Source organism: Streptomyces sp. NPDC003027 (genome assembly GCF_053591435.1).
Window position 1 is genome coordinate 30,663 of record NZ_JBSFTU010000025.1, and the last position, 11,636, is coordinate 42,298.

Here is an 11,636-nt window from a genome sequence, read left to right on the forward strand (position 1 = left end):
CGGACCTAGCGGCGGGTGGTGCGCCGGTGGAGCGAGTTGGTGGACACTCGACGGACTCGACCTACTTGACGACGCCGAGCGACGCGTAGTCGTAGCGGCCGTTGTAGGCGTCGGCCGTGTAGACGTTGGTCAGTCGCGACGAGCGCCAGATGATGTTCTTCTCGTGGGTGAAGGGCAGGTAGACCGCGGCCTCGGAGACCTTCGTGTTGATCTGCTTGTAGAGCTCGCCGGCCTTGACCGGGTCGGTCTCCTTCAGCGCCTCGTCGAAGAGCTTGTTGACGGCGGGGTCGTTCAGCTCGGAGAAGTTGTTGTTACCGCTCTGCAGGATGAAGCGGCCGTCGACCAGCGGCTGGAGGAAGCCCTGGCCGCTGGGGAAGTCGGCGCCCCAGCCCATGATGATGATGCCGTAGCCCTTCTCCTTGACCACCTTCGGCGAACCGATGATGCCGGAGGTCTGGGCGCCGTCGAACTGGTCGATCTGGGCGTCGATGCCGACGGCCTTCAGCGACTGCTGGAGGGACTCGGCGGTCGCGATCTCGATCTTCTTGTTGTTACGGACGGCGATGGTGGTCTTGAAGCCGTTCGGCTTGCCGCACTTCTTCAGCGCCTCCTTCGCCTTGGCGATGTCCGGCTTGCCGGAGAGCTTGCCGTACGGGTCGGCCTTCGGGTCGGCACCCTTGATCGCCGGCGGCAGCATGTTGGTGGCGATGTCGCCACCGGCCTGCGGGCCGCCACGGGCGGTCTGGAGGGACTTGGAGTCGGCCGCGTAGATCATGGCCTTGCGGCACTCGATGTTGGGAACGACCGTCTGGGGGAAGACCGCGTAGCGGATGAAGCCGGTCTGCGGGTTGTCCGCGTTCGCCTTGTGCTGCTGGAGGACCTTGCCGCGGGCCGACGCGCCGACACCGGTGGCGTTGAGGTCGAGGTCGTACTCGCCCTCGATCAGACGGTTGTCCATGTCGTCGGCGTTGGTGGTGAACTTGACGCTGATCTTGTCGGGAAGCGCCTTGCGGACGGTGTCCGACTTCGGGTCCCACTTGTCGTTGCGGACCAGCATGATCGACTTGTTGGGCGTGTACGACTGCCACTTGTACGGGCCGGAGGAGAACGGCTTCAGGCCGTACTGCGCCTTGGTGTCCTTGTCCTGGCGGACCGGCGAGGCGGCGGGCATGGCCAGCATCTGCAGGAAGTCACCGTTGGGGACCGGCAGCTTGAAGACGATGGTCTTGTCGTCCGGGGTCTCGATCGCCTTCAGGCCGAGCTTGTCCGGGGAGGTGTCCTTGTACGGGCCCTTGTACTCGCCCTTGGGGTCGAGCACCTGCTGGAGGTAGATCGGGCCGCCGGAGATGACGTCCTGGGCCCAGATGCGCTCGATGCCGTACTTGATGTCCTTGGAGGTGATCGGCTTGCCGTCCTCCCAGTTCACCCCGTCCTTCAACGTGAAGGTGTAGGTGAGACCGTCGGGCGAGACCTTGCCGGTGTCGGTGGCGAGGTCGGAGACCAGCTCGGTGGAGGCCGCGCCGGGGGCCGCCTTGAAGGTGACGAGCTGGCGGGTGTAGTAGCGGGCGAAGTCCCACACGAAGCCGTAGTAACCGCGCTGCGGGTCCCAGGAGTCGGCCTCCTGCGAGCCGATGAACTTCAGCTCACCGCCCTTCTTGTCGGAAGGGTTGGCGATCTTGTTCACGGCGGCGTTGAAGCCGGCCGCGCCGGACTTGCCGTCGCCGCCGCCGTTTCCGCCGCCGCACGCCGTGGTGACGACCATGGTGGCCGCGGCGAGCAGTGCGCCCGCGGCGATTCTGCGCCGTGAAGAGCTGTTCAGGTTCATGGTCTCGCAACCTCCGGAATAGTGGCGGCCGTCGGGGCGGTCCGCCGGTGTTGATTGCCTCCTGTCACCAGCGGCAGGGGCGGGTCTGTGCGGGCTGGCAGCCGCTCAGCGAGCGGCCTTCGGGTCGAGCGCGTCACGCACGCCGTCGCCGAAGAGGTTGAACGCCAGAACGGTGATGAAGATCGCCAGGCCGGGGATCACCATGAACAGGGGGTCCGATTCATAGGTGGTGATGGCCGTCGACAGCATCTGGCCCCAGGAAGCGGTGGGAGGCTTCACACCCGCTCCCAGGAAGCTGAGCGCCGCCTCGGTGAGGATGTTGGTGGGGATCATGAGGGTCGCGTAGACCATGATCGGCGCGACCAGGTTGGGCAGCAGCTCCCGGCGCAGGATGTAGAGGCGGCCGGCGCCCAGGCTGCGGGCGGCCTCGACGTACTCGCGCTCGCGCAGCGAGAGGGTCTGGCCGCGGACGATCCGGCCCACGTAGGGCCAGCCGAAGAAGCCGATGACGACCACCAGGGCGCCGATGCGTACGCCGGACCCGGAGACTCCGAGGATCTCGTTGGGCAGTACGGAGACCAGGGCGATGGTGAAGAGCAGCTGCGGGAAGGCGAGCATGACGTCCATGACCCGGCTGAGCGCCGCGTCGACCCAGCCGCCGAAGAAGCCGGCGACGATACCGAGGACGGTGCCGAGGACGACCGCGAAGAGCGCCGCGAGGACGGCGACGAGGAGCGAGATCCGGGCGCCGTAGACGACCCGGCTGAAGACGTCGCGGCCGTTGACCGGCTCGACTCCGAGGAGGAAGTCGGAGCTGATACCGCCCCAGGGGCCGATCGGGGTGCCGAAGAGCGGGTCGATCTGGTCCTCGTGGAACTCGTCCGGCGGGTGGCCGAGGAGGCCCACGATCACCGGCGCGAAGACCGCGACCAGGACCAGGAAGATCACGACGGCGCCGCCCGCGAGGGCCAGTTTGTCGCGCTTGAGGCGCGTCCAGGCGATCTGCCAGGGCGAACGGCCCTGGATCACGTCGGCGGGACCTTCGGGCACGGCGTCGACGGCCGCGGTCGACTCGGCCGCACTCGTCTCGTGCAGTGGTGCCGTCATCGTGGTGAGGACCCCTCTCGGCCGCCGGTAGCCGGCCCTTGCCCGCCGCGGGTAGCGGCTTGGTGGAACAACTGCGGGGCACCGGCCATGACGGCCGAACGCCCGGTGTTCCGGGGAGTCTTCAATGGGTCCGCGATCACCCGCCAGACCCAGCCGGGAATGTTTGCTCAAACGTGATGCGGTGCGTTGCCTTCCGTTATCCGGACGTCGTGATCGCGTGAGCGGACCATCTCACCCTCTAATCCAGCAGAACGGACATGTCGCTCAACTGCGCCGTCGGGGGCCGGAATTGGGGAGACGGAACCGCGCGAATCAGTACGTACGGGGCGCGGCCGACGGGTATCCGCGGCCCGGGCCCTGCGGGGCGGGGGCGGCGTGGGCGTCCCGGTCGTAGAAGGGGCGGGCGTTGGCGCGCAGCCACATTGCCACCGGGTCGTAGTCGTCGGACATCGCGACCGTCGAGACGGGAAGCCCGTCGGGGACGGCGGCGATCGACCGGCCCATCATCGCCCGCACGGCGTCGACCGAGGCCGGGGAGGTGTCGTAGAGGTCGAGTCCGATGGCGAGGTACGGGGAGCCCAGCGCGGGCTGAACCCAGGCGCGGCGCAGCGCCCTCACGGAGGGGGTGCGGTGGGCGTTCTGGGTCAGCAGGGCGTAGAACTGGGGGATTTCCAGGGCGGGTTCGGTCAGCCGCAGCGGCCCGGCGGGCATCCGGTCGAGGCCCGTGGCGATCCGGCGCAGGTCGGCCCAGGGGATGCCGACGCCGCCGCCGGAGTCGTGCGGGTTGAGCCAGATGCCCCAGCGGTCGGGGTAGAGGGCGCGGGCGATGTCGCGGCCGGTGACCACCTCGTGGGCGCGGTTCCAGCCGGAGGCGGCCAGTTCCCGGGCGGAGGTGACGCAGGGGGCGTAGCCGAGTCCGTCGATCTCGATGTTGCCGTACTGGGCGTCGGGCGCGCCGGCCTGGCCGTGCCAGAGCAGCATCCAGACGTCGCCGTCCGCGAGGGCGTGCAGCAGTCGCTCGTACGCTTCGTAGCGTCCGGGTGCCACCTGGCGCAGCATGTGCTCGACCTGTCCGGCCGCAGCGGTGCCTGACGCGCTCACCCTGTGTCCCGCCCCTCTTCCGTCCACCGGTCCAGCTTAATGACGCTCAATGCCGTGCTGCCCCGCTCAGCCGTCGGTCCGCTGGTAGAAGGGGCGCACCCGGTCCAGCATCCAGTCGGCCACGGGGTCCCGCGCAACGTCCAGGAGGATGAGATTGACCGGCCAGGCGACCTCGACCCGGCCCAGCGCGCGGCCGAGCGCGTCGAGCGGGGCGTTGCGGTCGACGCCGTCCCAGCCGGCGAGCTGGACGCCGACGAAGAGGGCGGGTTCGGTGCCCTCGACGCTGGCGAGGGCGCGGCGGGCGGTGAGGACGACGCCCGTGGCCTCGAACTCGGCGGCCGCGGCGGAGAGGAAGTCGACGGGGTCGTCCTGCCAGTCGGGTTCGAAGAGCCGGACCCGGCCGCCGCTCGCGGGGCCGTCCAGCGGGGTGCGTCCGGCCCGGCAGAGTTCGGCGACGGCGGGCGGGGGCAGCGGGGCGCCGACGGTGCCGCCGGGGTTCACGGCGATGCCGAGCTGCGGCGGCAGGCCGCGGGCGAACTCGCGGGCGGGCGCGACGGTGAACGACATGTGGCTGCCGACGCAGGCGAGGAACTGCTGCTCGGAGCTGAAGACGGGGACGTACGGGATGCCGTCGATCTCCATCGTGGGCAGGTCCAGGTCGCTGCTCTCGGGGCTGCCGCCGTTGGGCAGCGGCACCCAGACGGGGCTGCGGCCGAGGACCTCGACGAGCCGGCCGCCCGCGGCGGGGTTGCCGAGCGAGGCGGCCAGTACCTCTTCGAGCTCATTGCCCGGCCACGTAACGTCCACGGTCTCGGTTCCCCTTCTCACGCGTCCGGTCGCGCGCCCTCGGGGCAGAACCCTAACGCCGCCCCGGCGCCGTCGTGGCCACAAGCGTACGGAGCGCGCCGGTCCGGGACGCCGCCGCTCCCCCGCCGGTCAGTGCGCGTCCCGGAAGGCGATCTTCCGTAGCGCGGCCGCCGCGTCCCGGTCGAGCAGGGTCGCCGAGGCGCAGCCGCGGGGCAGCCGGCCCGCCTCGACGGAGCGCAGCAGCCGGCCGACCGCCCGGCGGTGCCGGGCGAAGGCGTACCCGGACACCCCGCGGCCCCGCTCCCGCTGGCCCTCGCGGGCGGCGGCGGGGGTGACGTCGAGCAGGACCAGATGCAGGGAGCGGCCGCGGCGGCGGGCTTCGCGGGCGAGCCAGTTGCGCACCCAGGACTGGGTGCCGCAGTCGTGGACTATCACGCTCCGGCCGGCGCGCAGGGCGCGGCGCAGCCCGGCGTAGTGCGAGACGCGCACCAGCGGGCGGTAGACGGCGTACGGCAGGAAGCGGGGCATCCGCGCCTCCCAGCGCTCGCGGGCGTCCTGCGAGTCGATGCCGCGTCCGTCGGCGGCCTGGCGCAGCAGCGTCGACTTGCCGCTGCCGGGCAGCCCGGAGACGACCACCAGGTCGCCGGCGGCGAAGGCGAGCACGCTCGGGCCGCGCCCGTCCCGGTCGCGCAGGTCGCGGAGCAGGCGCGCGGCGGCGCGGCGCCGGGTCCTGGCCCGGGCGCGCTGGGCCGGTATGCCGGTGGCCGCGTAGGCGCCGGTTCGCTGGAACGTCATCGCTTCTCCCCCTGTCGGGTCCTGAAGACCCTTCCCCAAGAAGTGTAAAGAGACGGTAATGAGGCACAAGCGATTTGCCGATCAGGACCCGCGTGCAATGATGTGCGCGCCAAGCGCACACAACCACATACCGGCCGCTCGAATCCGCGCGGGAGAGTCCCGGACAGGCTGTAGCAGTGCTGTAGCAGTCCGGGCGCCGAAGGAGCAAGACCCTCCCTTGAATCTCTCAGGCCCCGTACCGCGCGGATGAGGCAGATCTGAAAAGCGGGCGCGTTGTCGCGCCCCACCCAAGGTGCAAGCCGAGGATGCTCTCGGTGAACCTCTCAGGTTCCATGACAGATGGGGAGGATCGTCCTCGTCCGTCATGATTTTTTTCGCCCTGGGATCCGGGAGCCACACCCATGAGCACTGCCCCCCGCCTGACCGCCCTCGATGCCCTGCATCGCTCCCTGGGCGCGACCATGACCGACTTCGCGGGCTGGGACATGCCGCTGCGTTACGGCAGCGAGCGCGACGAGCACAACGCCGTCCGCACCAAGGCGGGCCTCTTCGACCTCTCCCACATGGGGGAGATCGCCGTCACCGGGCCGCAGGCCGCCGAGCTGCTCGACTTCGCGCTGGTCGGCAACATCTCCACGGTGGGGGTGGGCCGGGCCCGCTACACGATGATCTGCCAGGAGGACGGCGGCATCCTGGACGACCTGATCGTGTACCGGCTCCAGGAGCGCGAGGCCGCACCGGCCGAATATCTGGTCGTCGCCAACGCCTCCAACGCCCAGATCGTCCTGGACGCGCTCACCGAGCGGGCGGCCGGCTTCGACGCCGAGGTGCGCGACGACCGCGACGCCTACGCGCTGATCGCCGTCCAGGGCCCCGAGTCCCCCGGCATCCTGAAGTCGCTGACCGACGCCGACCTGGACGGGCTGAAGTACTACGCCGGTCTGCCCGGCACGGTCGCCGGGGTCCCCGCGCTGATCGCCCGTACCGGCTACACCGGCGAGGACGGCTTCGAGCTGTTCGTGAAGCCCGAGCACGCCGAGGGCGTGTGGAAGGCGCTGACGGAGGCCGGCGCCCCCGTCGGCCTGATCCCCTGCGGTCTGTCCTGCCGTGACACGCTCCGCCTGGAGGCGGGCATGCCGCTGTACGGGCACGAGCTGACCACCTCCCTGACCCCGTTCGACGCCGGTCTCGGCCGGGTCGTCAAGTTCGAGAAGACGACCAACGAGGGCCGCTTCGTCGGCCGCGAGGCGCTGGAGAAGGCCGCCGAGCGCGCCGAGACCGCCCCGCCGCGCAAGCTCGTCGGCCTGGTCGCCGAGGGCCGCCGGGTCCCGCGCGCCGGGATGCCGGTCGTCGCGCACGGCGAGGTCGTCGGCGAGGTCACCTCCGGCGCCCCCTCCCCGACCCTCGGAAAGCCGATCGCCATGGCGTACGTGGACGCGGCGCACGCCGAGCCGGGCACGCCGGGTGTAGGTGTGGACATCCGCGGCACCCATGAGCCGTACGAGGTCGTGGCGCTGCCGTTCTACAAGCGCCGGAAGTGACGTTTCCCGGCGGGACCCGTCCCACCGCCCGTCTCACCTCCCGTCTCATCCCGCAAGACCCACGTTCATCAGCACTCCCCCGATCCAGGAGAATCAGGTCATGAGCAACCCCCAGCAGCTGCGCTACACCAAGGAGCACGAGTGGCTGTCGGACGCCGAGGACGGCGTCGCGACGGTCGGCATCACGGAGTTCGCGGCCAACGCGCTCGGTGACGTCGTCTACGCCCAGCTCCCCGAGGTCGGCGACACGGTCACCGCGGGCGAGACCTGCGGCGAGCTGGAGTCGACGAAGTCCGTCAGCGACCTGTACTCCCCCGTCACCGGCGAGGTCGTGGCGGCCAACCAGGACGTCGTGGACGACCCCTCCCTGGTGAACACCGCTCCGTTCGAGGGTGGCTGGCTGTTCAAGGTACGCGTCACGGGCGAGCCGGACGACCTGCTCTCCGCCGACGAGTACGCCGAGTTCTCCGCCGGGAACTGAGACCCCTTAGGGATCGATTCATGTCTGTGCTGAACACCCCTCTTCACGAGCTGGACCCCGACGTCGCCGCCGCTGTCGACGCCGAGCTCCACCGCCAGCAGTCCACCCTCGAGATGATCGCCTCGGAGAACTTCGCTCCGGTCGCGGTCATGGAGGCCCAGGGCTCCGTTCTCACCAACAAGTACGCCGAGGGCTACCCCGGCCGCCGCTACTACGGCGGCTGCGAGCACGTGGACGTCGCCGAGCAGATCGCGATCGACCGGGTCAAGGACCTCTTCGGCGCCGAGTACGCCAACGTCCAGCCCCACTCCGGCGCCTCCGCCAACCAGGCCGCGCTGTTCGCCCTGGCCCAGCCCGGCGACACCATCCTCGGTCTGGACCTGGCCCACGGCGGCCACCTCACCCACGGCATGCGCCTGAACTTCTCCGGCAAGCAGTTCAACGTGGTCGCCTACCACGTCGACGCCGCCGGTCTGGTCGACATGGCCGAGGTCGAGCGCCTCGCCAAGGAGCACCGCCCCAAGGTGATCATCGCGGGCTGGTCCGCCTACCCGCGCCAGCTGGACTTCGCCGCCTTCCGCCGTATCGCGGACGAGACCGGCGCCTACCTGTGGGTCGACATGGCCCACTTCGCCGGGCTGGTCGCGGCCGGGCTGCACCCCAACCCGGTCGAGTACGCGGACGTGGTGACCTCCACCACGCACAAGACGCTCGGCGGCCCGCGCGGCGGCATCATCCTGGCCAAGAAGGAATTCGCGAAGAAGCTGAACTCCTCGGTCTTCCCCGGCTTCCAGGGCGGGCCGCTGGAGCACGTGATCGCGGCCAAGGCGGTCTCCTTCAAGGTCGCGGCCTCGGAGGAGTTCAAGGAGCGCCAGCAGCGCACGGTCGAGGGTGCCCGCATCCTCGCCGAGCGCCTGGTCCAGGCCGATGTCACCGAGCACGGCGTCGCCATCCTCTCCGGCGGCACCGACGTCCACCTGGTCCTGGTGGACCTGCGCGACAGCGAGCTCGACGGGCAGCAGGCGGAGGACCGTCTCCACGAGGTCGGCATCACCGTCAACCGCAACGCCATCCCGAACGACCCGCGCCCGCCGATGGTCACCTCCGGCCTGCGGATCGGCACCCCGGCGCTCGCGACCCGCGGGTTCGGCGCCGACGACTTCACCGAGGTCGCCGACGTCATCGCCGAGGCCCTCAAGCCGGGCTTCGACGCCGACAAGGCCGAGGCGCTGAAGTCCCGGGTGTCCGCACTCGCGGAGAAGCACCCGCTGTACCCCGGCCTGAAGTAATTTCGTACGCTTCAGTTCCAGGTTTCGTTCGTACGACAGCTCCGGGGCACCGCGCACAATGGAATGTGAGCGCGGTGCCCCAGCCCGTTCCCCGCTCCGCTGCGTTCTGCACCACCCCGGCAGACAACGGCGTCTACCAACCCCCACAAGGAGTTCCCCGTGGCCATCTCGGTCTTCGACCTGTTCTCGATCGGCATCGGCCCGTCCAGCTCCCACACGGTGGGGCCGATGCGTGCGGCGCGGATGTTCGCCCGCCGGCTGAAGAACGAGGGCCTGCTCGCCCACACCGCCTCGATACGGGCGGAGCTGTACGGCTCCCTCGGCGCCACCGGCCACGGCCACGGCACCCCGAAGGCCGTCCTGCTCGGTCTGGAGGGCAACTCTCCGCGCACGGTCGACGTCGAGAAGGCGGACGAGGAGTTCGAGCGGATCAAGTCGAGCGGCCGGATCAACCTGGTGGGGGCCCATGAGATCCCCTTCGACTTCGACGAGGACCTGATCCTGCACCGCCGCAAGGCGCTGCCGTACCACGCCAACGGCATGACGATCTTCGCGTACGACGCCGAGGGCGCCCTGGTCCTGGAGAAGACGTACTACTCGGTCGGCGGCGGCTTCGTCGTCGACGAGGACGCCGTCCAGGGCGAGAACCCGATCGTCCCGGACGACACGGTCCTGAAGTACCCGTTCCGTACGGGTGACGAGCTGCTGCGCCTGGCGAAGGACACGGGCCTGTCCATCTCGGCGATGATGATGGAGAACGAGAAGGCCTGGCGCACCGAGGAGGAGATCCGCGAGGGCCTCCTGGAGATCTGGCGGGTGATGCAGGCGTGCGTCGCGCGCGGCATGTCCCGCGAGGGCATCCTGCCCGGCGGTCTGAAGGTCCGCCGCCGCGCCGCGAACACGGCCCGCAAGCTGCGCTCCGAGGGCGACCCGGCGGCGCTCGCGATGGAGTGGATCACCCTCTACGCGATGGCCGTGAACGAGGAGAACGCCGCGGGCGGCCGCGTGGTCACCGCCCCGACGAACGGCGCGGCCGGCATCATCCCGGCGGTCCTGCACTACTACATGAACTTCGTGCCCGGCGCGGACGAAGACGGCGTGGTCCGCTTCCTGCTGGCGGCCGGCGCGATCGGCATGCTCTTCAAGGAGAACGCCTCGATCTCGGGCGCCGAGGTCGGCTGCCAGGGCGAGGTCGGCTCGGCCTGCTCGATGGCGGCCGGCGCCCTCGCCGAGGTCCTGGGCGGCACCCCGGAGCAGGTGGAGAACGCCGCCGAGATCGGCATGGAGCACAACCTGGGCCTGACCTGCGACCCGGTCGGCGGCCTGGTGCAGATCCCGTGCATCGAGCGCAACGGCATGGCGGCGGTCAAGGCGGTCACGGCGGCGAAGATGGCGATGCGGGGCGACGGCAGCCACCTGGTCTCCCTCGACAAGGTCATCAAGACGATGAAGGAGACCGGCGCGGACATGTCGGTCAAGTACAAGGAGACCGCGCGCGGCGGTCTCGCGGTGAACATCATCGAGTGCTGAGCGGGAGCCCCGCGGTCAGCTCTCCTCGGCCGGCGGCCGGTCGTCGAGAGCGAGCCGCTGCCTGAGAGCCGCGTTCTCGGCCTCCAGGAGGGCGATGCGTTTGCGGGCGAAGTACAGCTCCATCACCGCGTCCTGGAATTCGGAGACGAGCTGCTCGGGGGTGAGTTCCATGGGTGCCTCGAAGAGCCGGGTGCGGATCAGGCCGGGGCGATGACGGTGACGGTGCCGGCCGAGCCGCGCCACTTCAGCGCGCCGCCCTCGGCGAACAGGACGCCGCCGTTCGACGGTTTGGTGGTGGGCGGGACGGTGGCGTTGCGGATCCCCACGACCCCGTCGCCGCCGCCGTACGATTCGGCGCCGGCGACTCCGAACTGGGCGTTGTGCGCGGCCAGCGTCCCGCTGTTGAGGACCCGCACCTTGGCGACGCCCGCCCGGTCGCGGAGCTCCACGAGACGGCTGTCGGGGTCCGCGTTGGCCTGCATCAGCAGACCGATCACGGAGTCGCGCTGGGCGATCTCCACGCGGCCGCGGGGCGTGGCGCCGATCGGTACGCCGATGCCCACCGCTCCCGAGCCCTTCACCACGAAGTCGTCCACGGCGTTGTTCCGCAGGGTGATGAGGTTGCCCTTGGTGGCCCCGGTGGTGTGGGTGACGAGGATGCCCTGGGCGGCGGTGCCCCCCGCCTTGTCCTCCTCGGCCCCCGTCGTCTCCAGGTAGACGGAGACCGCGGCGGCGCCCCCGTCGGAGGCGTCCCGGTAGCCGCGGTGCAGGATCTTGAGCGTGCCCCGGGCCTTCTCCGTGCCGGACAGGTACATCGCCGAATCGTCCGGGTTGTGGGAGACGACGTTCAGAGCCACGCCGTCGCCGGCCACACCGTCCTGCACCACGGTCAGCGCGTGCAGCTTGGCGGTCGTCGCCGTGGACGCCGTCCGGAACGTCGACGTGGCACCGCCCTCGGTCCTGAAGTTGCGGGCCTTCACCTCGCCCGCGAAGGTCACGTCCTCCTCCGCCTGGCTGCCCGTCTCGGCCGCCGACGCGGTTCCGGCCCCCGCCGCCACCGTCACGGCTCCTGCCGTGAACGCCCCCAGGAACAGCCTTCGCGTGCTTGTCACGACGCCCCTCATCCCCACCCGTGTGTCCGACAGAATGCACCGGCACGG

Annotated in this window: 11 protein-coding genes and 1 riboswitch; of the genes, 4 read left to right on the top strand and 7 right to left on the bottom strand. The window is 70.4% G+C overall.

Annotated elements, in window-relative coordinates; genetic code table 11:
* Positions 1-61: 61 nt before the first annotated feature.
* The 5 genes from ACWDX6_RS19205 to ACWDX6_RS19225 all read right to left on the bottom strand — a co-directional run bounded on the left by ACWDX6_RS19205 (position 62) and on the right by ACWDX6_RS19225 (position 5,635).
* Positions 62-1,825: an ABC transporter substrate-binding protein gene (locus ACWDX6_RS19205; protein WP_451486083.1), complete on the bottom strand. Its 1,764-nt coding sequence runs from the start codon at positions 1,823-1,825 to the stop codon at positions 62-64.
* A gap of 105 nt (positions 1,826-1,930) precedes the next feature.
* Positions 1,931-2,932, bottom strand: a complete 1,002-nt coding sequence (locus ACWDX6_RS19210; RefSeq protein ID WP_451486084.1) for an ABC transporter permease — start codon at positions 2,930-2,932, stop codon at positions 1,931-1,933.
* 312 nt (positions 2,933-3,244) lie between these two features.
* The gene (locus ACWDX6_RS19215; RefSeq protein WP_451486085.1) at positions 3,245-4,033 is read right to left on the bottom strand and encodes an enhanced serine sensitivity protein SseB C-terminal domain-containing protein; all 789 of its coding nucleotides are present in this window, start codon (positions 4,031-4,033) and stop codon (positions 3,245-3,247) included.
* Positions 4,034-4,099: 66 nt separating this feature from the next.
* Positions 4,100-4,840: an enhanced serine sensitivity protein SseB gene (locus ACWDX6_RS19220; RefSeq protein WP_451486086.1), complete on the bottom strand. Its 741-nt coding sequence runs from the start codon at positions 4,838-4,840 to the stop codon at positions 4,100-4,102.
* 129 nt (positions 4,841-4,969) lie between these two features.
* Positions 4,970-5,635 carry an AAA family ATPase gene (locus ACWDX6_RS19225; RefSeq protein ID WP_451486087.1) on the bottom strand — a complete coding sequence of 222 codons (666 nt, stop codon included), beginning with the start codon at positions 5,633-5,635 and terminating at the stop codon, positions 4,970-4,972.
* Between the two features lie 139 nt (positions 5,636-5,774).
* Positions 5,775-5,886, top strand: a riboswitch (glycine riboswitch).
* A 150-nt stretch (positions 5,887-6,036) separates the two neighbouring features.
* On the opposite strand from ACWDX6_RS19225, the gene gcvT reads away from it, so the two are divergent.
* The 4 genes from gcvT (at position 6,037) to ACWDX6_RS19245 (ending at position 10,476) form a co-directional block, all read left to right on the top strand.
* On the top strand, positions 6,037-7,176 hold the full coding sequence (gcvT, locus tag ACWDX6_RS19230) for a glycine cleavage system aminomethyltransferase GcvT (protein ID WP_451486088.1): 1,140 nt from the start codon (positions 6,037-6,039) through the stop codon (positions 7,174-7,176).
* A gap of 100 nt (positions 7,177-7,276) precedes the next feature.
* The gene (gcvH, locus tag ACWDX6_RS19235) at positions 7,277-7,657 is read left to right on the top strand and encodes a glycine cleavage system protein GcvH (protein WP_356891120.1); all 381 of its coding nucleotides are present in this window, start codon (positions 7,277-7,279) and stop codon (positions 7,655-7,657) included.
* Positions 7,658-7,677: 20 nt separating this feature from the next.
* The gene (glyA, locus tag ACWDX6_RS19240) at positions 7,678-8,946 is read left to right on the top strand and encodes a serine hydroxymethyltransferase (RefSeq protein WP_451486089.1); all 1,269 of its coding nucleotides are present in this window, start codon (positions 7,678-7,680) and stop codon (positions 8,944-8,946) included.
* Between the two features lie 159 nt (positions 8,947-9,105).
* Positions 9,106-10,476, top strand: a complete 1,371-nt coding sequence (locus ACWDX6_RS19245) for an L-serine ammonia-lyase (RefSeq protein WP_451486090.1) — start codon at positions 9,106-9,108, stop codon at positions 10,474-10,476.
* A 15-nt stretch (positions 10,477-10,491) separates the two neighbouring features.
* On the opposite strand, the gene ACWDX6_RS19250 is transcribed toward ACWDX6_RS19245, so the two are convergent.
* Positions 10,492-10,647 carry a hypothetical protein gene (locus ACWDX6_RS19250; protein WP_451486091.1) on the bottom strand — a complete coding sequence of 52 codons (156 nt, stop codon included), beginning with the start codon at positions 10,645-10,647 and terminating at the stop codon, positions 10,492-10,494.
* A 26-nt stretch (positions 10,648-10,673) separates the two neighbouring features.
* Positions 10,674-11,588 (bottom strand): hyaluronoglucosaminidase, encoded by a 915-nt coding sequence (locus ACWDX6_RS19255; protein WP_451486092.1) that lies wholly within the window; start codon positions 11,586-11,588, stop codon positions 10,674-10,676.
* Positions 11,589-11,636: the final 48 nt, after the last annotated feature.

What these genes read in the sequence shown, in the direction of transcription:
- gcvH (WP_356891120.1), top strand. Translation starts at nt 7,277, where the DNA reads ATGAGCAACCCCCAGCAGCTGCGCTACACCAAGGAGCACGAGTGGCTG.
- ACWDX6_RS19210 (WP_451486084.1), bottom strand. Translation starts at nt 2,932, where the DNA reads ATGACGGCACCACTGCACGAGACGAGTGCGGCCGAGTCGACCGCGGCC.
- glyA (WP_451486089.1), top strand. Translation starts at nt 7,678, where the DNA reads ATGTCTGTGCTGAACACCCCTCTTCACGAGCTGGACCCCGACGTCGCC.
- ACWDX6_RS19250 (WP_451486091.1), bottom strand. Translation starts at nt 10,647, where the DNA reads ATGGAACTCACCCCCGAGCAGCTCGTCTCCGAATTCCAGGACGCGGTG.
- ACWDX6_RS19205 (WP_451486083.1), bottom strand. Translation starts at nt 1,825, where the DNA reads ATGAACCTGAACAGCTCTTCACGGCGCAGAATCGCCGCGGGCGCACTG.
- gcvT (WP_451486088.1), top strand. Translation starts at nt 6,037, where the DNA reads ATGAGCACTGCCCCCCGCCTGACCGCCCTCGATGCCCTGCATCGCTCC.
- ACWDX6_RS19225 (WP_451486087.1), bottom strand. Translation starts at nt 5,635, where the DNA reads ATGACGTTCCAGCGAACCGGCGCCTACGCGGCCACCGGCATACCGGCC.